This is a genomic window from Rickettsia sp. MAE-05 (assembly GCF_057319745.1).
In genome coordinates this window covers 587,673-609,616 of the sequence record NZ_JBLTIO010000001.1, presented here as the reverse complement: position 1 = coordinate 609,616, position 21,944 = coordinate 587,673, and the positions used below count along the sequence as shown (strand labels likewise).

Here is a 21,944-nt window from a genome sequence, read left to right as displayed (position 1 = left end):
ATAACCTATCTTATAAAGAGGAATTTGAAAGAAACACGGTAGCACTGCACCGCAGCGTACAAAAGCGTACGTGAGGATTCGAGTACCGGATTGACGTACAAATTACCTTTAGAAGTAGGTTATCCAAGAAGTCTATTATAAATTTTAAACATTTCTGATGGTGTTCCATCACCTATAATATTGCCGTCTTTTAATAAAATACATCTTTCGCAATTATCTTTTATAATTTCTTCTTGATGACTTACTATTATCGAAATAGGGGTATTTTTAAATTTACTTTTCATTAAATTAAGAGATTTTTCTATAAAACGGCTATCTCCTGCCGCAAAAACTTCATCAAGTAATAGAATTTGGGGATTTTGAAATATTGATACAGAAAAAGCAAGTCGTGATAACATTCCTGAACTATAATTTTTTATCGGTAAGTCGATTTTATTACCTAGTTCCGAAAAATCTATAATCTCCTTTTCAATTTTCCTGCTATATTTATCTAACATATTATTATATAGCATCAACATTTTTATATTTTCACGACCGGTTTGTTCCGGCTCAAAACCGACTCCCATATCTATAATTGCAGCAATATCTCCATGAACTTTAACCGTACCGGATTTTAACGGATATATTCCGGCGATTAGCTTCAAAAGAGAGCTTTTTCCGGAACCGTTACTTCCTATAAAAGCTATTTTTTCTCCTTCTTGGCAAGAAAAGTTAATATCGTTTAATATAGGTATATTTGGAGAAAGAGAAACTCCTTTTTTCAAAAAAAAATGCTTTAAACCTTGAGCTCTTTTATGAGTATCTATACCTTCTACATAACCATTTGTTATTTCTATAAATACTTTTGAATGGCTAAGTGACATAACTATTAAATAGATTTATTAATCCAATCTAAAAGAGAGTTTTTTTGCTGTGAACCTATTTTAGTATCTTTTTGTTCACCGTTTTTAAATAACATTATCGTTGGAATACTACAAATCCCGTATTCTGAAGGAATGTTAGGATTTTCATCAATATTCATTTTAAGTACTTTTACTTTGCCTTTTAATTCTTTACTGATTTCATCTATTATCGGTGTTAACATTTTGCATGGTCCACACCATTCTGCCCAAAAATCAACCAGTACCGGTAAATCCGATTCTAATACTTCCTTTTTAAAAGAGCTATCCGTTATTTTATCTGCCATAATTTCTCCTTTGTGTTTTTGTAGTATTGTACATATGGCTTTTATGTCATTCCCGCGGAAGCGGGAATCCAGTACTTTAAAATTTTTTGAAAAGCTCGATTTATCTCGCTTTACCCTAGATTCCCGCCTACGCGGGAATGACATAATGTTGTTTTCATATTCATATGGACAACATCTATATTTATAAATAAAATTATAAAGTACAGGCTTCTACTTGTAAATAATGAAAATCTTTTTATTTATTATATTTATTTTTTCTATTATAATATATCCGCATTATTAAAGCCGCTGTTTCCTCTATTGATCTAGTTGACACGTCAATTACCGGCCAATTTCTTTGATCACAAATTTTTCTAACTTCTAAACATTCTTTTTGTACTATATTAAAATCTGCATAGCTTTTATTTTCGTTAATTTGCAATAAATTTAACCTAGCTTCTCTTATCTCTATTAATCTATTTGGATTAATAACGAGTCCTACTACTAATTGATCTATGTCTTTTTCCATAAAATCAGGAAAGGGACAATTATAAACATAAGGAATATTGGCAGCTTTTAGACCGTTATACGCTAAAAATACGGAAGTAGGTGTCTTAGAAGTTCTAGAAGGACCTATCAATATTATATCGGCCTCCGACAACTCATTAAGCATTTGTCCATCATCATGTCTTATGGCGTAATCTATAGCATTGAGCGTATCAAAATAAGTTTTATCGAACTTATAATTGTAATTTTGTTCTTTTTCTATTTCAATACCTGAAAAAACAAACATTTCTTTAATAATCTTACCTATTACAGAAATACATGGAATTTTTAATTCATAGCAAAATTTCGTTAAAGCTTTTCGGAGTTCTTGATCAGCAATCGTGTATAATACTATCCCGTGTTTAGATTCTATTTTACTTAATACTTCATTTAGCAATTCCAAATTTCTAATCATTGGCCAATGATATAATTTTGGTTTTACGGAAGTAAATTGTGCAAGAGCAGAATTTGCTGCATATTTTGCAGTTTGCACGGAAGAGTCTGAAACCAAGTGAATAATTAGCTTTGTCATACTTTACACATGTAATTGTGGATAAATTTTTTAATAACTTATTATTTTTCCTATTAAAATCTATTAAAAATTTCCTCAAATCCTTATTAAATCAAGTAAATCTAGTGTATTTTCTTTTAAATAAATAGTTTGTGGATAAAATTGTGAATAAATCTCATTTTCCTTTGAAAAAATAGTCTTTTCTAAGCTATAAACGAATTTTACACTTAATTATCTACTTGTATAAATTCATTATAAACTTATGTGAATTATAATTAAAAATACCGATATTTTTAAGAAAATTTTAATGAAAGTTTTGTTGATAACTCTGTTTAAAACATTTAATCTACATAATTCTGTTTACATAAACAACAAATAATAAATATATTTATTAATTTAATATTTTTAGTAATAGTATGAAGCAAATTATAAATCCATTAAAAGGAAATAGTAATAAGATACCTATTTGGTTTTATGCGTCAAGCAGGTAGATATTTGCCGGAATATAAAAAGTAAGAGAAACAACAAAAAATTTTCTAGATTTTTGTTATGATGTTAATAAAGCAACGGAAGTAACTTTACAACCGATAAAACGTTATGGGTTTGATGCAGCTATTATTTTTTCTGATATATTAGTTTTACCTCATGCTCTTGGATGGGAAGTAGATTTTAAAGAAAACATAGGACCTATATTAAAGCAGTTCAAATCACAAGAAGATTTTAAATATCTACAAAGCAATCCGAATAATAAATTAGAGAAAGTTTATGAAATAATAAAAAAGTAAAAGAAGAATTACCTTCCACCACTTCCTTAATAGGATTTGTAGGTAGTCCTTGGACAGTGATGAGTTACATGCTAGAAGGAAAGGAAAACAGGATTTTAAAACGAGCAAAAAATTTATATATGAAAATAAAATACTTGCTAAAGAATTGTTGAATTTTATTATGGAAAAAACAGCTGATCATCTTATGAATCAAGCAAAATCGGGAGCAGATGTTTTAAAACTTTTTGATTCATGGTCAGGAGTACTTGGAGAAGAGGAGTTTACTGAATTTGTAATAGAGCCGACAAAAAAATTATATTAAAAGTAAAAAGATGCTTTTCCAAAAATTCCTATAATTGCTTTTCCTAAAGGCAGGATTATTGTACGAAAAATTTATAAAAGAAGTACCTATAGATATTTTAGCCGTAGATCAAATGGTTCCTCTTGAAAAAATGAAAGAATGGGTGATAAAGTAATAGTACAAGTAATTTAGATCCAGTCGTATTATTAACTAATAAAGAAATTATCAAAGAAAAAGCTTATAAAATTCTTCAGACAATGAAAGGAAAGAATTTTATCTTTAATTTAGGGCATGGTATTTTACCTGAAACACCTCCGGAAAATGTAGAGTTTTTGACAGAATATGTTAGGTTATATGAAGAAAGAATAGCAATAGTACTTTTAATTTAGGCGGTCAAAAAACCTTGAATCCGTAAAACCTTTTTTATTTAATTTATTCTATGACAAAGCTATAATTAATCTACCGAATCCATTACGCTATATTATTGCAAAAATAATTTCTACTACTAGAGAAAAAATCTCAAAAAATTTATTCTTTAATCGGTGGTAAATCTTCTTTACTTCAGAAACAGAGGAGCAGAAATTAGCACTAACCGAAAAACTAAAGCAGCTCATAAAGAAGATTTCGCTATTTTTATAAATATGAGATATTCAGCACCTTTTGCTAAAGAAGTAATAGGTCAAATAAAATATAATCCAAGTGAAATAGTATTATTGCCTCTATATCCTCAATTTTCAAGTACTACGACAGGATCTTCGGTTAAAAATTTTTTACAAAACTTTGATATTGATATTCCAATTAAAACAATTTGTTGTTATCCTCTAGAAGAAGATTTTATAAAAAGCCATGTTTCATTGATTAAGGAAAAACTATACGATGACGATAAAAATTTTCGTATATTATTTTCTGCTCATGGATTACCTGAAAAAATAATAAAAGCAGGCGATCATATAGTTTTCAGATAAAAGAAACAGTAAAAGCAATAGTTAAAGAATTAAATATGAAAGATCTAGATTATAAGATAACTTATCAAAGTAGAGTAGGACCTATAGAGTGGTTAAAACCGAATACGGAAGATGAAATAGAGCTAGCAGGAAAGTTAAAAAAAGACATAATTATCGTACCTATATCCTTTGTATCCGAGCATGTTGAAACACTAGTAGAACTTGATATTGAATATAAATTAATCGCAGATAAATATGAAATTCAATATATCCGAATTCCGACACTTGGAACAAATAAAATTTTTATTAATAGTTTGACAAATATATTGCTACAATTTATTAATAAGGTTGATACTAATTTAGTTACGAGTAGTTCTAGTACAAGAATATGTCCAAACGAATTTACTAAATGTTTATGTAAATTAACAAATTAACAAGGAAAAGAATGGCAAATTACTATCTATGGTTTAAGTCAGTCCATCTGATATCTGCTATATGTTGGATGGCAGGGCTTCTTTACTTACCTAGAATATATGTTTACCATACCAAAGCTAAAATAGGTAGTGAGCTAGATAATACCTTACAAGTGATGGAGCTAAAATTACTCAGGTTCATTATGAATCCGGCAATGATTAGCACATTTATATTTGGTTTAATAAATGCTCATATTTACGGGTTTGTTGCTCTTGATACTTGGTTTCACGTTAAAATGTTTGCAGTGTTAATTTTAGTGATATTTCACGGTTTACTTGCAAGATGGCGAAAAGATTTTGCAAATGGCAAGAACATCCATTCAGAAAAATTTTACCGTATAGTTAATGAGATTCCAGCTATTTGTATGGTTATTGCAGTAATAATGGTTATAGTGAAACCATTTGATTAATATTTAATCTGTTCTGTCACCGTGGCTTGACCACGGTATCTATAAATACAGCTTAAAATATTAAATAGTAGGAATGACATAAATGAAAGCAATGCCTGCTCACCGATGATATTTATACTTTAGCTACCAAATATTGCTTCTAGTTCTGCTAAGCGTTTCTCTATTGCGTCTATATCTCTCTTTTTCAAAGGTCTTTCTAACAGCTCTGCTATCTCAATTTTTAGAATTTCTAAATTTTCTTTTGAAGTAAACTCTGCTGCGAGTTCAGATAGGGTTTTGGTATTTTGGTTGGACATATGGACACTCCCGATTGATTAAGCTTAAATTGCTCAAGTTTTAACCACCGAAGAGAAATAAACCCTTGGTGGTCGGGGAAGTAAGAAAACCATCAACGATAGCCATAATAGTCTTTAGGTTTAAAGTATGCACTTTAAACCTTGGACATAACTATTATAACCCCGACCAAAATAAAGCCGAGGATAGTGTCATTTTATGGTCGACACAGATACCACGTTGATTAAGAGGTTCTTACGCCCCAAAATAGCATTTTGCTATTTCAGTTAAAGTTTATATCTAATTTCCTTTAAAAGTCAATCTATAACTTATTTTATTTAAACTAACAGTTTATTTACCTAAAAGATTTTTTATTTCTAATATAAGTTGTAAAATTTATTTAGAATATCTATAATTCATAAAAAATAATATAGAACATTATGAATAATAGCGATGAACTTAATAAGTTAGTAATTTTTAAAGATAAAACCATTAGAAGAATTTTGCATAATAATGAATGGTGGTTTTCAGTAGTCGACGTAGTAGGAACATTGACTGATAGTGCTATCCCACGGCGATATTGGTCAGATTTAAAAAAGCAATTATTAAAAACTGAAGGATTTACTGAGTTGTACGAAAAAATCGTACAGCTGAAACTTTTAAGTATTGATGGTAAACATTATCAAACAGATTGTGCAAATACAGAATCATTACTTCGTATTATACAATCTATTCCGTCTCCAAAAGCAGAACCATTTAAACAATGGCTTGCTAAAGTCGGTTATGAGAGGATTCAAGAAATTTCTGATCCGGAAAAGTCAATTGATAGAGCAAGGGATAATTGGAAACGACACGGGCGTAGTGAGAAGTGGATTCAGCAACGTATGATGGAGCAGGAAACACGAAATAAATTAACTGACTATTGGAAAAATCATGAAGTAACGAAAGAGAGTGAATTTGCTATATTAACTAATATTATTCATCAAGAATGGACAGGTATAAGCATTAAAGAACACAAAAATATAAAGGGCTTAAAAAATCAAAATTTACGTGATCACATGAACGAAGCAGAATTAATTTTTACTGCTCTTGCTGAATTATCTACTCGTCAGGTAGCAGAAACTAATAATGCAACAGGCATGGAAGAAAATAAAATTGCAAGTAAAATAGGAGGAGGTATAGCTAAAAATGCTAAAACGGCCTTGGAAAATAAAACCGGTAAGAAAGTAATCTCAACAGAAAATTATTTACCGCCTAAACTTACAAAGTAAAAAAATTTGTTATAGACCGTGAGGCGTTATTGCGTGGATTGGTAAAACCCACTGTGTCACTAGTTCGCTTGCTAACTAGGTCCATAAAAATAATAAACAAATACTAATAATTTTAGTATTTTAACTGGATCCCGTGGTCAAGCCACGGGAGGACAGAGATGAAATTAATCCACGCAATAATGCTAGAAGCCAAGGATTGCATCAGTTTTGTAAAAAATACTCTCACTTTTGACAGAGGTTTCGTAGCGTTTTACTATTTCGGTTATGGTTCTATATTAACTTCCAAAAAGTCAATTAAACTTTACTTCAGGTGGTAGCGACATTAATATTGCTTCAACATTTCCATCGGTCATTAAGCCGAATTTAGTACCGCGGTCATATAGCAAATTAAATTCTACATATCTACCCCGCCTTATAAGTTGGTATTCTTTCTGCTCAGTTGTCCAAGGTAAAAATAACTTACTTCTAACGATTTCAGGATATACCGACAATAAAGCTCTACCTACATCCTGCGTAAAAGCAAAATCCTGTTCAAAATTACCACTATTTAAGTAATCATAGAATATTCCGCCTACTCCTCTCGGCTCTTTTCGATGCTTTAGATAAAAATATTCGTCACATTGCTTTTTGAATTTAGGATAATAGCTAGAATCATACTTATCGCACGCTTCTTTAAAAGCTGTATGAAACTTTGCAGTTTCGTTTTCTTCCGGATAAAAAGGTGTTAAATCGCCACCGCCGCCAAACCAACTTTTAGAAGTTTCTATATAACGAGTATTGAAATGCATGGCAGGAATTAGCGGCGATTTAAGATGTGCGACTAATGAAATGCCTGTTGCAAAGAATTTCCCGTCTAGCTCTGCTCCTGGAATTTCACTACGGAATTCGGGAGAAAATTCACCGAATACGGTAGATATATTAACCCCGACTTTTTCAAATACTTCTCCTTTCATGAGAGACATAATACCGCCGCCACCGCCGTTACGTTGCCAGCTTGTACGTACAAACTTAGCTGGTTTTAAACCTTTTGTCTGTGCATATTCTTCTTCGATTTTTTCAAATTCTTTGCACAATAAATCACGTAAATTAGTAAACCAATTACTTGTTATTTCTTTATTTTCTATTTTCATAATTATTAAGCAACGATTTAATTACTTTCCTCATCATATACATAATCACTAAAAATACAGCAGCAATGATCATGATATAAAAAGCCGGAGCATAAAATAAACCTGTATGCTCTACAAGCCAACGGGAAATAATAGGTGAAGTTCCGCCGAATATCGCTATTGCAAAATTGTAGCTGAAAGCAACACCAGTGAATCTTTGTTCTGCCGTAAACAAGGATATAACGAATATATAAGCCGTACCTGCTATACTTCCTGCGAGCATACCAAGCATTGTAAGAGCTATAATTTGTTGCCACATCTCTTCTGCTGACATAAGTAACATGGTCGGTAAAATCAATATCAAAATAGCAGTACCAACAAGCATTGCCATTTTAAATTTTCCGATAATATCGGCAGTACCGCCGGCAAGCGGCATCGCTATCATTGCAATAAATGAACTATACGCTAAATATGATAAAGCAATAGTATTGCTAAGATGCATTACATTATAATAGAAAACATTTATATAAGTTTTTACTAAATACATAACACTGCTAGCAATAGCCCCTATACACATAGTTAAAAACATCGATCTCCAAGCAGTTCTAATTACATTGGAAAAAGGTGCTTTAAGAACTTGTTTCTTTTTCTCAAGCATTTTAAAAATCGGTGTTTCCGAGACACGTAATCGCAAGTAAAATCCGGCAAGACCCATAAATCCACCAAGCAGAAAAGCAAAACGCCAAGCAAAATCTATATGCGAAAAATAACGTTCAATTATAATACCGATAAATGTTGCAATTAAAGTACCTGCGATATTTGAACCATGTACTAACCCTGCCGTAAAACCGGCTCTTAAGTTTTGACGATGTTCAAGGATAAAAATAGCCGCTCCCGTTCCTTCACCGCTAATACATAAACCTTGAATAAGCCGCATTATAACTAAAGTTATAGGGGCATAAATCCCAATACTTGCATATGAGGGTATAAGACCCATAATAAAGGTCGGAATAGTCATACCTAGCATCGAGATTATTAAAGCGATACGTCTACCGTATCTATCACCGATATAACCGAATAATATACCTCCTATCGGTCTTGTCAGAAAGCCGACCGCAAATACTCCAAGGCTTAGAAGAGTTTTAATGAATTCTGATTCACCTGGAAAAAAAACTTGTCCAATAATCAACGAAAAAACTGAATATACCGTAAAATCATAATATTCGAGTACATTACCTGAAATAGCAGATAAAAAAATGAACTTAGACCTATTCATCGGGCTTTAAATAACTTAATTACTAATTAGTTATTATAGACGAGTTACATCATTTATAAAGTGTAAAGTTTTGAAATATCATTTAAACTAATTGGGATAAGAAAGTTTTAGCAGGAACGATTACAGGATAGTTATAACTGAAGCAATCAATTTCCTTATATTCCATGTTAAGTACTACTTGAAAGGCAAAAGGGCAATTTAAAAGTTCTTGAAAATATTTTAAATTTGAGTTTAATTCTTGATTTGAAGAAGTTTTAGCTTCAACTAACATCCATGGTTTGTTATTTTTTGTTACTAAAAAATCTACTTCTTTCTTTTGTTTATCTCTAATAAAATATAATTCATATTCACCAAATCCTAAATCACTCCAAAAATGACAGAATTTTAATAAATGATTTGCAATAAAATTTTCATATCTTGCTCCCATATCTTCTATAAGCGACCAGTCCCATAGATATATTTTTGGTTCTTTTATTAAACTTCTAGGAATATTATTTGACCATGGATAAATACGATAACTATAAAAAAACGACTCAAATGATTCAAGCCATCTTGTAATGGTTGGAATCGATACTTTAATTTTATTTGCAAGAGAGCTATAAGATGCTTGTCCTCCTATAGAGGAAGTCAAAAAGCTTCCTAAGACTTCCATTTGAGATAACTCTTGGATTTGTGTTAACTCTCTAATATCTTCTTTAAAAAGCTGAGTATTTTTAGTTTTCTTCCATCTATGCCAAAATGTGGAAGAATTCTTAAGATAAGGATCAGGAAAACCACCAAATTTAAATAAGGATTCAAATTGTTCTTCAGATATTTTTTTTGGTAGATTTATTTCTTTGGTTAGACTACTAAAATTTTTTATTACTTCAGCTAGTGTCAAAGGGTGCATACGATATGGGAAATATCTTCCCATCATACTATCACCGCCTTTTTTATATACTCCAAGCTTTGAGCTGCCGGTAACTATAATGTGAGCTTGTTCTCCATAAACATCATAAAATCCTTTTAAAAAAGTTTGCCAGTTTGAGAATTTATGTAGCTCATCAAAAATCACGATAGGGTTATTTTGATCCGGAATATGTAGATTTATAAAATCTGCTATTGCTGTTGTTCCTTTTAAAATTAGCAAACGAGCCTTTTCTTCATCCCAATTTAAGTAGTAATTTTTATCTATTACTTTTTTAGCTAAAGTAGTTTTACCGACTTGACGGGCTCCTTCTATAAAAATCATTTGCCTATTTTCTTGCAAGTGATTTTTTATTACTAATTCATAAATCCTTTTCATATATTTATTATGACTATTATAACGTGCATATTAATTTGGTCATAACTATTATAATATACACGTTATAATGGTCAAGTACTTATAACCTAGTTATCTATCTAGTGGGAACTACCGGAATTCCTACTTTTGTAAGTTTAGCACCTTTTGGCTTTTTAATTCCTGCAAATTTTTGGTCTTCTTGTTGTTTTCGTAGTTTTTCTCCTATTTTTGCAGCTTCTCTGCTACCTTTAAGAGCACTTTTTACAGGCTTTGTGTTAAGATTCGTAACACCTTTTGAAGTCTTAATATCTTCATCTTTATCAAAATATCTTATGTCTGTAGCAGTACTTAAATGATAAACTCCACTACTTTTTTGTATAAACTGATTTTGATTTTGTAAAGCTTTGCCTTCTAAATCTAAGAATTTACCATTTTTTTCAATAGCAAATACTTTTCCATTTTTTTGAAGAATAGTTTCATCAAGCTTAATATTCTCATCTAATACTACTTTTCCAAAATCACCTACCTCCCCAATTTTTGTACCACTAAGATCATATGCGTAAAGTTTTTCTTCATGGAAATCTAAGTTGTTTAAAAAATTCTCTATGGAATTCTTATCATTAGTAAAATTGCCTAATTCATAGGTGCCTATAATTTTTTCTTCTTTGCTTACTACTTTTTCCGTATATTTTTCTTCTTTAATAACTTTTTTAGTATTTTTAATAATTCCAAGATAAGCTAGAGCTTTTTTAAACTTACCTAAATTACGCTTTACCTCAACTTCTACGGGTCTAGAAAATTCTTTTTCTTTTACTTCTTCAACTTCTCCTATAACTAACTGCCCATCTATAGGTCTACCCAGTTCATCTTTAAAATGAATTAATTTGGCATTTTTTACTCTATTTAATTCAATTTCTTCAGTTTGAAAATGTAGATGTTTTTTTTCTGGCATAAATTCCTCCTTAGATAAATTTTGGTTTATTTCAACTGTAAAGGAGTAAATTAAATTTTTGCAAGAAATTTTTATTGTTAGTTATTTCTCAATAACTAACAAATATTAAGAATTAAAAACTACTGTGCCGTCCAGCCCCCATCTATCAAGAGTCCACTACCTGTTATTGATGATGCTTTTTCATCACATAAGAATATTACTAAGTTTGCTATTTCATCAGCTTCTACAAATTTTTTCGTAGCTTGAGATTTAAGGATTACATCCCGGAGTGCCGATTCTTCACTGATATGTCTAGCTTTAGCAGTATCTGCTATTTGATTCTGCACGAGCGGTGTGTTGACGTAACCTGGGCAGATAGCATTAACTGTAATATTATTCTCAGCCACTTCTAAAGCAACGGTTTTGGTAAGCCCAAGAATACCATGCTTTGCTGCTACATATGCCGACTTAAAAGGTGATGCAACATATGCGTGAGCGGAAGCGATGTTAACAATTCGCCCGAAGCCGTTTTTTTTCATAATCGGTATTGCATATTTCGTAGTATAGAAAGAGGCTATTAAATCTATACGCAAAATTTGCTCCCATTTATCTTCAGGAAATTCATCGATAGGAGCAACATGCTGAATACCGGCATTATTTACTAATATGTCTATTTTACCGAATTCTTTTATTATTGCCTCAAACATAGAGCGAATTTCATTTGGCTTTTCTAAATTTATTCCTTGATAAAATACAGCTCTTGCTCCAAGTTCTTTCAATTCTGCTGAAATTTTGGCTATTTCCGCCTCCTTTGCAAAACCATTAATAACTATTTTAGACTCAAGTTTTGCAAAATGTTTTGCTATTTCAAGCCCGATACCGCTAGTAGAACCGGTAATAACTGCTACTTTGTCTTTCATTTTCACCTCCTGCTATGTGTAATAACCGTGGCTTGTACCGGCTACATCGTCATTGCGAGCAGCCGTAGGCTGCGTGGCAATCTCATGAAGTAATAACAAAACTCCTGAGATTGCTTCGTCAATTGCTGTGCAATTTCCTCGCAATGACGATTTAGCCGGTACAAGCCACGGCATGATATAGTTAATCAAGTATTATTTGTCTTTTATTTAAAAGTAACTTATATTAGATTTTACTTAAAGAAATAATGTATATACTCGTTTAATTTGAAAAAGTGGCGTTGTCGTTCTACAAGGGCTACGGTACTCACATATTAATATATGCTCCGTTCCTCGCCTTGTGAACTCCTAGCTCTTTTCCAAATTAAACTTCGTCTACTCTTCATTTTAATTAGAGTATAATTTATGAAAATTGTTAATAGTGTTGATGTATCTGTATCTTGTCAAGGCAAAGAATATCCATATGACCATCCAAAAGTTTATTTAGAGATTGATAAAGAGAAAAAGGAAGTTATCTGTCCGTATTGTAGCAAGAAATTTAAACTAGTAACAAAATGACTATAAAATTTCTGTCAGAAAGTACTATAAACCGAATTGCTGCCGGTGAGGTTATAGAAAGACCCGCATCGGTAGTAAAGGAATTAGTTGAAAATGCTGTTGATGCCGGTAGTACTAAAATAGATATTATCTTAGAACGTGCCGGTAAAAATCTAATCATTATTTCCGATGACGGTATCGGTATGACTGATAAGGAATTAGAAATTGCCGTTGAACGTCACACAACTTCTAAGCTTGATGAAAGCGATTTCCTAAATATTCATACTTTCGGTTTTAGAGGTGAAGCACTGCCGTCTATTGCTGCCATTAGCAAAATGCTAATTACTTCTAAGAAACAAGGGGCTGACAAAGCATTTCAGATTAAGTTAATCGGCGGCAATGAAAAACAAGTTACTGTTTCTGTCCATAATGAAGGTACAAAAATAGAGATACGTGATTTATTTTTTGCAACACCTGCTCGCTTAAAATTTCTAAGAGCCGACAAGACTGAACTTGCAGCAACCGTAGACGTGGTTAAGAAAATCGCTCTAGCACATCCTGAAATTTCTTTTAGCTTAACACATGATGACAGAAATCTGCTAAAGTTTAAAGGACAAAATAAAGATGCAGAAACTAACCTAAAACAGCGTATAATCGATGTAATAGGTGATGATTTTATAAAAAATGCCGCTTATATAGATTTCAAAACTCCTGATTTCTCTATTTGCGGCTATACTAGTATCCCGACATATAATAGAGCTTCAAGTGAAGATCAGTTTTTATTTATCAATAATAGACCGGTAAAAGATAAGTTGCTACAAGTAGCTTTAAGGGTAGCATATCAGGATTATTTAACTCGTGATCGTTATCCGCTATGTGCTATATTCTTACAAATTGATCCACAACTTGTTGATGTTAATGTACATCCGGCAAAAGCAGAGGTTAGGTTTCATGACCCGAATTATGTACGAAACTTATTAATAGAAGCAATTAAAAATGCTTTAACGAATAAAAGCCATGTTACTTCTACTACTATTGCCTCTGATGCTCTTCAGTTATTTAAAAATCCTTTAGCTAACAAACAACCGTCAGTAAGTAAAGCTGTAAGCGTGAATAGTAAACCGACAGATTATAGACCTGCTATGTCGCCTAGTTTTAAATCTACGCCAAATACTGCTTGTCAGAAGCTAATTGATACGCTACCACATGCTAAAATAGAACAAGAAGTAAAAAGACGTATAGAACATGAGCAGCAAAGCCATAAACAATATAAGCTTGGAGCAGCTAAAGCACAGCTTCATACTACTTATATTATTTCACAAACCGAAGATAGTATAGTAATTACCGACCAGCATGCAGCACATGAACGTTTAGGATATGAAAAAATAAAAGATTACCTTAAAACGGAAGAGTTAATAAAACAGCGTTTGCTTATTCCTGAGATAGTAGAACTGCCAAATGAAAGAAAAGCAGATTGTTTATATGAAAATAGAGAAAAACTATATAAACTTGGTTTAACTCTAGAAAAATTCGGTGAGAAATCTATTATAGTGACTGAAATTCCAAATATCCTTGGAGATGTAAACGTACAAAAGTTAATTCAGGATCTCGCTGATCATTTATCGGATTTCGGTGAGAATATAGCTTTGACGGAGTTAATAGAGCATGTGACGGAAACTTATGCCTGTCATTATTCTATTAGAGCAGGACGAAAATTATTGGCAGATGAAATGAATGCCTTACTGCGTCAAATGGAAAATACGCCGTTTTCAGGTCAATGTAATCACGGCAGACCTACTTATATTGAGTTGAAGCTTAAGGATATCGAACGCTTATTTGGACGGTAACTCGTTTAATTTGAAAAATTGGCGTCATTGCGAACGACTGTAAGGAGTGCGGCAATCTCAGGACATTAAAACTAGATTGCCACGCAGCCTACGGCTGCTCGCAATGACGCATCTCTCTTTATTTTGCAATGCCTAGTTTTTACTTGACTATTTTTCAATTTCGTTTTATTCTGCTTTTCTTGAGTAGTAACAATAGACTTCTTGTATAACGCCGCTAATAAGGAGGAATTTGTAGGAGACACGGAAGTGCTTGCCACCGCAGCGCACACTTTAGTACGTGAGGATGCGAGTACCGGATCGACGCACAAATTACCCTTAGAAGCAAGTTATGCAAGAAGTCTAATAAATAATATCTTGATTTAAGGTGTCAGATAATGGCAAAGAAAAATAAAAATGTTTTGGTAAGGCTAGTAAGTACTGCCGGCACAGGTGTTTTTTGGGTAAAAAAACGTAATCCGAAAACCCAAACCGAGAAGCTTTCTTTTCGTAAGTATGATAAAGTAGTTAAAAAACATGTTCTTTTTAAAGAAGAAAAAATAAAATAATTGTAAGTAATATATGGCAGTAAAAATTCGTTTAGCTAGAGGCGGTGCTAAAAAGCGTCCTTTTTACCGTGTAGTAGTAGCTAACGCAACAGCACCTCGTGACGGTGACTTTTTAGAAAAAGTCGGAACTTATAATCCAATGCTTGCTTCAGATAATAGTGAGCGTGTGGTTTTAAAAAAAGATCGTATAGAATATTGGCTTGGCACCGGTGCTAAACCAACTGAACGAGTCGCAAAATTTATTGAGCAAGCAGGTGTTACTCTTCCTGAGAAAGTTAAAAAGGAAATGGAAGTTAAAGCAAAAAACCGCAAAGCTAGACCAAGTAAAAAGGAAGCTAAAGAAGCTTAATTTATAGTGTATTTTCGTCATTGCGAGGAAAAATTGAAAATTTTGACGAAGCAATTTCGTGCCAAAGTCCTGAGATTGCCACGCTCCTTGCAGTCGCTCGCAATGACGGTTTAGTATCCACGCAACAATGCTCGCCTGTGCGTGAATGATTTTTACACATATCCTTTCTCTATAATCACATTAATATGCCGGATTAGCTCAGTGGTAGAGCAACCGCCTTGTAAGCGGTAGGTCATCAGTTCAAATCCGATATCCGGCACCATCAAAAATTTTCTTGTCATTTGTCATATTGGGGCTATCTTTGTATAGATACCAAATCGTCATTGCGAGGAGGTATTGTTGTATAGATACTGAAGGTTGTCATTGCGAGGAAATTTACAATAGTAAATTGACGAAGCAATCTCAGGAGTTTGTTATTATTTCATAAGATTGCCACGTCGCTTCGCTCCTCGCAATGACGGATAAACAGACCCACACAACAATACTACGCAGGAACGACATAAGAGCCATGCAACAAAGCCGTTTTTAACTAAGATTAACATCCTTTAAACTATGATAGTAATCGATAAAACATCTTATAGGGCTGTGGGGTTTGATAAACGTATTAAATTCCTAGTGCTACATTATACACAGTGTGATTTTAAGCAGTCTTTAGATTTTCTAACCGGTGAAAAGTTAAGTAGCCATTATTTAATAAACAATGAAAACCCTGAACATATATTTCAATTAGTAGAAGAGCATGATAGAGCATGGCATGCTGGAGTAAGTTACTGGCAAGGTCATGAGCGTATTAATGATACATCAATCGGTATTGAAATCGTAAATCCTGCATTTGAAATAAATGCAAAAAACAATAATATAACCTGGCTGCCTTATTCAAAGCAACAAATTAACAGTGTCATAAGTTTGTGTAAACAGATTATCGCTAGATATGATATTAAACCCACTAGAGTGGTTGGGCATTCTGACATTGCTCCAGGTAGAAAACAGGACCCTGGTCCGCTATTTCCTTGGAAACTATTGTATGATAACGATATTGGAGCATGGTATGATGAGCAAATTTTTAACAAGCTATTGCCTCAAGTCGACATAACCGATATTAAAGCAATTCAGCAAAAATTTATTACATACGGTTATAAACTTGAAGCTACTGGAATTTTAGATTCTAAAATGAAAGATGTTATAATTTCGTTTCAAATACATTTTCGCCCTAGTAATTTTTCCGGCGATTTGGATGCTGAAACCATAGCAATTTTAGATGCCTTAATATTGAAATATAAATCTGAATTAATATGATAAGATTTATAACTATATCGAATCTTATGGATTATCGAGTTACTTTGAAATTAATGGAAGATTACGTTAACAGAGTAATTAGTGATAATGAGCCGGAAATTGTTTATTTAGTCGAACATTCGGAAGTATATACAGCCGGTACTAATTATAAACAAGAAGAATTATTAAATTACGATGATATTCCGGTAATTTACACAGGACGTGGCGGTAAATTTACTTTTCATGGACCGGGTCAGCGTGTTATTTATCCAATTCTTAATTTAGCCTTACCAAATCGACACAAAGATTTAAAGCTATATATAAAAATGCTTGAAGAATGGATTATAAATAGCTTAAATTATTTTGGAATTAAAGCATATATTATTAAAGATAAAGTAGGAATTTGGGTAAAAGTAAGGAAAGATGAATTTGCTAAAATTGCTGCAATAGGTGTTAGAGTAAGAAAATGGGTTACATATCATGGTGTAGCTATAAATATTTCAACAGATTTAAGTAAGTTTAGTGGGATTATTCCTTGTGGACTTGAAAATTCTTTAGTAACATCTTTAAATCAGTTAGGAATTCATATTGAAATGTCTGAATTTGATAAAATTATTCAAACTGAATTTAATAAAATATTTAAATGATCAGAAAATTTTTACTCACAATTTTAGCAATTTTTGCTCTTTGGGTCGGTGGTCTTGGTTATTATTTATATTTAATAAATTCTTATAAGCTCAATAGTAATACCACTAATGCAATAATAGTATTTGCAGGAGGAGGACATAAAATTGAAACCGGTATTGCTTTGCTTAAAGCAGGCTATGCACCTATATTATTTATTACCGGTATAGAATCTACAGAGCAATTAAAAAATTTGTTAAAGGAACGTAATGTTATAGAACAGCAGGTAATACTTGCTCCGAATAAAATAATGTCTGAAGAAGATAATATTAAGAAAGCGGTTGATTTTATTGTAACTTACAATCTTACTTCAATAATTTTAGTAGAGCATAATTATAATATGCCTTTTATGCTAAATAAGCTTGAAAAAGCGATTCCTTCTTCTAATAATATCTATATAGTGCCATATCCTGTTTTTTCCAAACAAAAATATGATATGTTATTAAAATCCTATCACCGTTATTTAATGAGTATAGTAAACTGATCCCCACTTTGTGCTTCGTTGTTAGCATTGTTGTGCAGATCAATTTTATCTCTGTCATCCCGTGGCCCTTCCACGGGATCCAGTTAAAAATACTAAAATTATTAGTATTTTTTATTGTTTTTATGGACCACGTGGGTTTTATCGGTCCATGCGACAATGTCTTTGTTGTTCGTTGGCTTGCCTATTATAGACTTCGCTCCTCACACCCGTCACAAAATGGGTCTGTTACTCAAGGTAGAGCTTCTTAGGTTCTTTACTCTTTGCTAGTACAATATTTTAGAACGGTTACGCCAAATAATGCAGAAATTAAAGAGCCTATTATTACTGCAGCTCTCATAGAGTTTGAAGGACAACTACTCTCAAACGTAATACTACCTATAAATAAACTTAGGGTAAATCCAATTCCTCCAAGTATAGATATAGAATAAAATTTTAACCATGAGGTATCACTTGGTAAATTACAGAGTTTAAATTTTACAAATGGATATGAAAATAGCATAATACCTAATTGCTTACCTACAAATAAACCAAATATTATCCCGTAAACTAAAGCAAGGATTGAGTTGGAACAGGCGCCTTTAAATACAAAATATTCTAAAAGGATACCGGAATTCATAAATACAAAAAGCGGTAAAATAAAGTAATTTACAAAAGGACGAGTTAAGTTTTCAAGTTTTTTAAAAGAAGTGTTAAATTCTCCTTTTATATTAACAGGTATAAAAAGTGCTATAATAGCTCCGCATAAAGTACCGTGAATACCTGACTCCACCATATTAATCCATAATAATAAACCTACAATTATATAATAAAATAATTGTTTAACTTGTCGATAATTCAATATAAACAAGATGAATATAATTACAGAGGAAATTAATAATGCCGGAGTATTGATTGTTTTAGTGTAAAACAAGGCTAGTATAATTAACGCAAAAGCATCGTCAATTAATGAGAAACCTATAATAAAAGCTCGTAATTCTAAAGATATATGTCGACTGAAAAAAGATAAAATACCAAGGACAAAAGCAGTATCGGTTGCTATAGGAATAGCCCATCCTTTTATTAATCCCGGTTTATCATAATTAAAAAACATGTATATTAAGGCAGGAACTACCACACCTCCAAGGGCTGCCGCCGCAGGTAATATTAGTTTTTTTTATTTTTATATTCACCTTCTACTAGGTGAAATTTCATCTCTAAACCTATTAATAAAAAGAAGAAGGTCATGAGACCGTCATTAACCAACTCTATAAAAGTTGTTTGTAAACTTACATTTCCTATTGTTAAAGAAAATTTACTGTAAATAAAAGAAGAATAATATTTTGCTAAGAAAATATTATTGCTGACAATTATTGCTAAAGTAAAAGCAATAATTAATAATATACCGGCAAAAGTACCAGATTTAATTAATTCTCTTAATTGATTATTTATGCCCATGATTTTAATATTAGTTATAACAAGCTCATAATAATAAGTTATTTAAATTCATTAAGAAAGTCAAAAATCTATATAAATTCATAGCAATAATTTATTTTTTAGTGAGATAAAAAGTTGTTTTTATACTTTTATAAACTTGTATAATAAGTGTAAGAAGATATAAATATGATATATTATGCACCTTAACTACTTAAAAGATTTGATTGGTTTTAAGTCTGTAACTCCTGAGAGTGACGGGGCTATTGAGTATATTGATGATTTGCTTAAACAGCACGGCTTTAAGACCGAAATAAAAATATTCGGCGATTCTAAAAGTGAGCAAGTCACTAACCTTTATGCTGTTTTCGGTAGCAATGAGCCTAATATTTGCTTTGTTGGGCATGTAGATGTAGTGCCGGCAGGTAATCATGAGCTTTGGCATAATGCGAGTCCATTTAAGGCTAGCCAGCAAGACGGTAAGATATATGGCAGAGGTGCGGTGGATATGAAAGGGGCGATAGCATGCTTTCTAGCAGCTAGCTTAGATTTTATAAAAAATAATACCAGTTTTAAAGGTTCTATTAGTTTCTTACTTACTAGTGATGAAGAGGGAAAAGCAAAGCATGGTACTAAAGAAATGCTGCAATATATTTATGATCAAGGGCATAAAATTGGTTTTGCTATTGTCGGTGAGCCTACTTGCGAAAAAGAGATAGGCGATACAATTAAAATCGGCAGAAGAGGAAGTGTTAACTTTAAATTAAATATAGAAGGTTTAGCAGGGCATGTAGCTTATCCTCATAAAGCAAATAATCCGTTGCCTTGCTTAATAAAAATATTGAATGAGTTAACAAATATAAGACTTGATGAAGGGACGGAATTTTTTCAAAGTTCAAATCTTGAAGTGACGAATATCGATGTCGGTAATAATACTTCAAACGTAATTCCGACAAGTACGGAAGCATCTTTCAATATACGTTTTAATAATTTACATAGTGCAGAAACTTTAGCAAAACAGGTAGAAGAAATTATTAAACGATATTGCAAAGAATATAAAGTAGATTATAAGTTAGAGTATAGTAGTTCTGCTGATAGTTTTATTCAAAATCCTAACGATAAAATAAAAGAATTTGCTAAAATAGTAGAGCATATACTTAAAATAAAGCCTGAATTCTCTACAAGCGGCGGTACGTCGGATGCAAGATTCGTCAAAAATTATTGTCCGTTAGTAGAATTCGGTTTATTATCCGAAACGGCACATAAAATAAATGAATACACAAAAATTAGCGATTTACAAAAATTATATGATGTGTATTATAATTTTTTGATGGAAATACTTTAATGTCATTCCAGCGTGGATACCAAGTCGTCATTGCGAGCAGCCATAGGCTGCGTGGCAATCTCGTCAAATATCCTGAGATTGCGTACGTACAATTATATTACATAATTTCCTCGCAATGACGGATAAACCCGATCCAAGCAACAATGCTGAGCTAGGAATAACATTACCATATGCGGATGTGATGAAACTGGTAGACATGCAAGATTTAGGTTCTTGTGCCGCGAGGCGTGGGGGTTCAAGTCCCTTCATCCGTACCATTTCTCTAATTTTGTAATCATTTAATTTCATAGTCTATTAATTACCTTGAAGTTACTTGTATATTAAATAAGCTTCTTGGTCGTGCCTCCGTATTGCAGTTTAGAGTAAATAGTCTATAATCCTCAAACAGTAATAAGAGAGAATTATAGTTAAGGAGTTATGGCAAAAATAGATGTTAAGTGTAGATATTGTAACAACACAGAAGAAGTAATAAAGTCAGGATATTCAATTTCAAAACAACAGAGATATCAATGCAAGCGGTGTAATCGATATTTTCAATTGGAGTATATTAATAATGCATCTAAGCCTGGAGTTAAGGAGCAAATAGTAGAAATGTCAATCAACGGCTCTGGAGTTAGAGATACAGTAAGAGTATTAAAAGCGGGTATCAATACAGTTATCCGTGTTTTAAAAAAATCTAGTATTAAAAACAATAAATCATTCTATCAGTACAACAGAAGTAATTATTGCTCCTGAGATAGATGAACAATGGTCTTATGTACAGAATAAATCCAGACAACGATGGCTTTGGTATGCCTTGGATAAGATTTCGTTAAAAGTAGTTGCTTATACGTTAGCTTCTTAATATTTTAATGATTTTTTAATTTAATAAGAGTAAGCTATGCGTCAACCTCTCAGCAACACAAGTGAAGTAACAGAAGTTCCTTCTCAACCCCCTACTTCCCAAGAATCGATAGCTACCACAACTATCTTTACATCAACCTTATCTGTGAAAGTAAACCAACCGGCAAATAAGGAAGAGGATAAGGAAAAAGAAGAATATGCAAAATTTTTGGAAGGTTTTACTAAAACTCGAATCAAAAAATATTCAGAACCTTTTGTTAGGCAACCTTTGGATCAAAGTAAAGTAACAGATTTAGAAAGTGAAAAAGAGAAATTTGAAAGCTTTTCGGAAAGTTTTACAGAAAGTCGACGCACGCTCCTTTCAACACCTATTTTGAGAAAACGTTCGGAAAAAAAAAGTAGAAAAGAAGGAAGGGCTGCAAGTTTCAAGTTTAAAACAAGAAAATATAGGAACTAATGAGTTACTGGAA

Annotated in this window: 23 protein-coding genes, 2 tRNA genes and 4 pseudogenes; 18 read left to right on the top strand and 11 right to left on the bottom strand. The window is 32.2% G+C overall.

Annotated elements, in window-relative coordinates:
• Positions 1-119: 119 nt before the first annotated feature.
• The 3 genes from ACNFN7_RS03475 to ACNFN7_RS03465 form a co-directional block, all read right to left on the bottom strand.
• Positions 120-863 (bottom strand): ABC transporter ATP-binding protein, encoded by a 744-nt coding sequence (locus ACNFN7_RS03475; RefSeq protein ID WP_485440832.1) that lies wholly within the window; start codon positions 861-863, stop codon positions 120-122.
• Between the two features lie 5 nt (positions 864-868).
• Positions 869-1,186 carry a thioredoxin gene (gene trxA / locus ACNFN7_RS03470; protein ID WP_485440831.1) on the bottom strand — a complete coding sequence of 106 codons (318 nt, stop codon included), beginning with the start codon at positions 1,184-1,186 and terminating at the stop codon, positions 869-871.
• 235 nt (positions 1,187-1,421) lie between these two features.
• Positions 1,422-2,243 (bottom strand): pyruvate, water dikinase regulatory protein, encoded by an 822-nt coding sequence (locus tag ACNFN7_RS03465; protein WP_485440830.1) that lies wholly within the window; start codon positions 2,241-2,243, stop codon positions 1,422-1,424.
• A 554-nt stretch (positions 2,244-2,797) separates the two neighbouring features.
• Between ACNFN7_RS03465 and ACNFN7_RS03460 the strand changes: the two are divergent.
• The 4 genes and pseudogenes from ACNFN7_RS03460 to hemJ all read left to right on the top strand — a co-directional run.
• A pseudogene (locus ACNFN7_RS03460) lies at positions 2,798-3,308 on the top strand (uroporphyrinogen decarboxylase family protein); the annotation flags it as partial.
• Between the two features lie 200 nt (positions 3,309-3,508).
• Positions 3,509-3,577, top strand: a pseudogene (locus tag ACNFN7_RS03455) (hypothetical protein); the annotation flags it as partial.
• Positions 3,578-3,629: 52 nt separating this feature from the next.
• A pseudogene (hemH, locus tag ACNFN7_RS03450) lies at positions 3,630-4,665 on the top strand (ferrochelatase).
• Positions 4,666-4,676: 11 nt separating this feature from the next.
• Positions 4,677-5,114 carry a protoporphyrinogen oxidase HemJ gene (gene hemJ / locus ACNFN7_RS03445; protein WP_485440829.1) on the top strand — a complete coding sequence of 146 codons (438 nt, stop codon included), beginning with the start codon at positions 4,677-4,679 and terminating at the stop codon, positions 5,112-5,114.
• Between the two features lie 119 nt (positions 5,115-5,233).
• Here the strand turns inward: hemJ and ACNFN7_RS03440 are convergent, their stop codons facing one another.
• The gene (locus ACNFN7_RS03440) at positions 5,234-5,410 is read right to left on the bottom strand and encodes a DUF5320 domain-containing protein (protein WP_485440828.1); all 177 of its coding nucleotides are present in this window, start codon (positions 5,408-5,410) and stop codon (positions 5,234-5,236) included.
• A gap of 417 nt (positions 5,411-5,827) precedes the next feature.
• Between ACNFN7_RS03440 and ACNFN7_RS03435 the strand changes: the two genes are divergently transcribed.
• Positions 5,828-6,658 carry a BRO-N domain-containing protein gene (locus tag ACNFN7_RS03435; protein ID WP_485440827.1) on the top strand — a complete coding sequence of 277 codons (831 nt, stop codon included), beginning with the start codon at positions 5,828-5,830 and terminating at the stop codon, positions 6,656-6,658.
• A gap of 290 nt (positions 6,659-6,948) precedes the next feature.
• Here ACNFN7_RS03435 and hemF read toward each other — a convergent pair whose 3' ends face one another.
• From hemF to ACNFN7_RS03405, 6 genes are all read right to left on the bottom strand, one after another.
• Positions 6,949-7,788 carry an oxygen-dependent coproporphyrinogen oxidase gene (gene hemF, locus ACNFN7_RS03430; RefSeq protein WP_485440826.1) on the bottom strand — a complete coding sequence of 280 codons (840 nt, stop codon included), beginning with the start codon at positions 7,786-7,788 and terminating at the stop codon, positions 6,949-6,951.
• Entirely contained in the window at positions 7,772-9,043 is a 1,272-nt protein-coding gene (locus ACNFN7_RS03425; protein ID WP_410526782.1) for an MFS transporter, read from the bottom strand. Before ACNFN7_RS03425 ends, hemF begins: the two co-directional genes overlap by 17 nt.
• An 82-nt stretch (positions 9,044-9,125) precedes the next feature.
• Positions 9,126-10,328, bottom strand: a complete 1,203-nt coding sequence (locus tag ACNFN7_RS03420) for an ATP-binding protein (protein ID WP_485440825.1) — start codon at positions 10,326-10,328, stop codon at positions 9,126-9,128.
• Positions 10,329-10,422: 94 nt separating this feature from the next.
• On the bottom strand, positions 10,423-11,259 hold the full coding sequence (locus ACNFN7_RS03415) for a hypothetical protein (protein WP_485440824.1): 837 nt from the start codon (positions 11,257-11,259) through the stop codon (positions 10,423-10,425).
• A 119-nt stretch (positions 11,260-11,378) separates the two neighbouring features.
• Positions 11,379-12,158 (bottom strand): 3-hydroxybutyrate dehydrogenase, encoded by a 780-nt coding sequence (locus ACNFN7_RS03410; protein ID WP_485440823.1) that lies wholly within the window; start codon positions 12,156-12,158, stop codon positions 11,379-11,381.
• Between the two features lie 12 nt (positions 12,159-12,170).
• Complete coding sequence (locus tag ACNFN7_RS03405; protein WP_485440822.1) at positions 12,171-12,347, bottom strand: hypothetical protein; 177 nt, start codon at positions 12,345-12,347, stop codon at positions 12,171-12,173.
• A gap of 213 nt (positions 12,348-12,560) precedes the next feature.
• On the opposite strand from ACNFN7_RS03405, the gene ACNFN7_RS03400 reads away from it, so the two are divergent.
• From ACNFN7_RS03400 to ACNFN7_RS03365, 8 genes are all read left to right on the top strand, one after another.
• Positions 12,561-12,713 carry a zinc-finger domain-containing protein gene (locus ACNFN7_RS03400; RefSeq protein WP_485440821.1) on the top strand — a complete coding sequence of 51 codons (153 nt, stop codon included), beginning with the start codon at positions 12,561-12,563 and terminating at the stop codon, positions 12,711-12,713.
• Positions 12,710-14,539: a DNA mismatch repair endonuclease MutL gene (gene mutL / locus ACNFN7_RS03395; protein ID WP_485440820.1), complete on the top strand. Its 1,830-nt coding sequence runs from the start codon at positions 12,710-12,712 to the stop codon at positions 14,537-14,539. Before ACNFN7_RS03400 ends, mutL begins: the two co-directional genes overlap by 4 nt.
• Positions 14,540-14,913: 374 nt before the next feature.
• Positions 14,914-15,084, top strand: a complete 171-nt coding sequence (rpmG, locus tag ACNFN7_RS03390) for a 50S ribosomal protein L33 (RefSeq protein ID WP_485440819.1) — start codon at positions 14,914-14,916, stop codon at positions 15,082-15,084.
• A gap of 13 nt (positions 15,085-15,097) precedes the next feature.
• On the top strand, positions 15,098-15,433 hold the full coding sequence (gene rpsP, locus ACNFN7_RS03385; RefSeq protein ID WP_040256643.1) for a 30S ribosomal protein S16: 336 nt from the start codon (positions 15,098-15,100) through the stop codon (positions 15,431-15,433).
• Between the two features lie 187 nt (positions 15,434-15,620).
• Positions 15,621-15,695 (top strand) — tRNA-Thr (locus ACNFN7_RS03380).
• 290 nt (positions 15,696-15,985) lie between these two features.
• The gene (locus ACNFN7_RS03375; protein WP_485440818.1) at positions 15,986-16,729 is read left to right on the top strand and encodes an N-acetylmuramoyl-L-alanine amidase; all 744 of its coding nucleotides are present in this window, start codon (positions 15,986-15,988) and stop codon (positions 16,727-16,729) included.
• Complete coding sequence (lipB, locus tag ACNFN7_RS03370; protein WP_485440817.1) at positions 16,726-17,355, top strand: lipoyl(octanoyl) transferase LipB; 630 nt, start codon at positions 16,726-16,728, stop codon at positions 17,353-17,355. The genes ACNFN7_RS03375 and lipB overlap by 4 nt, the downstream gene beginning before the upstream one ends.
• Complete coding sequence (locus ACNFN7_RS03365; RefSeq protein WP_485440816.1) at positions 17,352-17,876, top strand: YdcF family protein; 525 nt, start codon at positions 17,352-17,354, stop codon at positions 17,874-17,876. The genes lipB and ACNFN7_RS03365 overlap by 4 nt, the downstream gene beginning before the upstream one ends.
• Positions 17,877-18,129: 253 nt before the next feature.
• Here the strand turns inward: ACNFN7_RS03365 and nhaA are convergent.
• A pseudogene (gene nhaA / locus ACNFN7_RS03360) lies at positions 18,130-19,310 on the bottom strand (Na+/H+ antiporter NhaA).
• 175 nt (positions 19,311-19,485) lie between these two features.
• Here nhaA and dapE point away from each other — a divergent pair.
• The 5 genes from dapE to ACNFN7_RS03335 all read left to right on the top strand — a co-directional run bounded on the left by dapE (position 19,486) and on the right by ACNFN7_RS03335 (position 21,931).
• A complete protein-coding gene (gene dapE, locus ACNFN7_RS03355; RefSeq protein WP_485440815.1) occupies positions 19,486-20,631 on the top strand; it encodes a succinyl-diaminopimelate desuccinylase in 1,146 nt (381 codons plus the stop codon).
• A gap of 172 nt (positions 20,632-20,803) precedes the next feature.
• Positions 20,804-20,888: transfer RNA gene (locus tag ACNFN7_RS03350), tRNA-Leu, on the top strand.
• Between the two features lie 160 nt (positions 20,889-21,048).
• A complete protein-coding gene (locus ACNFN7_RS03345; protein WP_485440814.1) occupies positions 21,049-21,366 on the top strand; it encodes an IS1-like element transposase in 318 nt (105 codons plus the stop codon).
• Positions 21,323-21,475, top strand: coding sequence for an IS1 family transposase (locus tag ACNFN7_RS03340; RefSeq protein ID WP_485440884.1), 153 nt, complete (start codon positions 21,323-21,325; stop codon positions 21,473-21,475). The genes ACNFN7_RS03345 and ACNFN7_RS03340 overlap by 44 nt, the downstream gene beginning before the upstream one ends.
• Positions 21,476-21,511: 36 nt before the next feature.
• On the top strand, positions 21,512-21,931 hold the full coding sequence (locus tag ACNFN7_RS03335; RefSeq protein WP_485440813.1) for a hypothetical protein: 420 nt from the start codon (positions 21,512-21,514) through the stop codon (positions 21,929-21,931).
• Positions 21,932-21,944 lie beyond the last annotated feature (13 nt).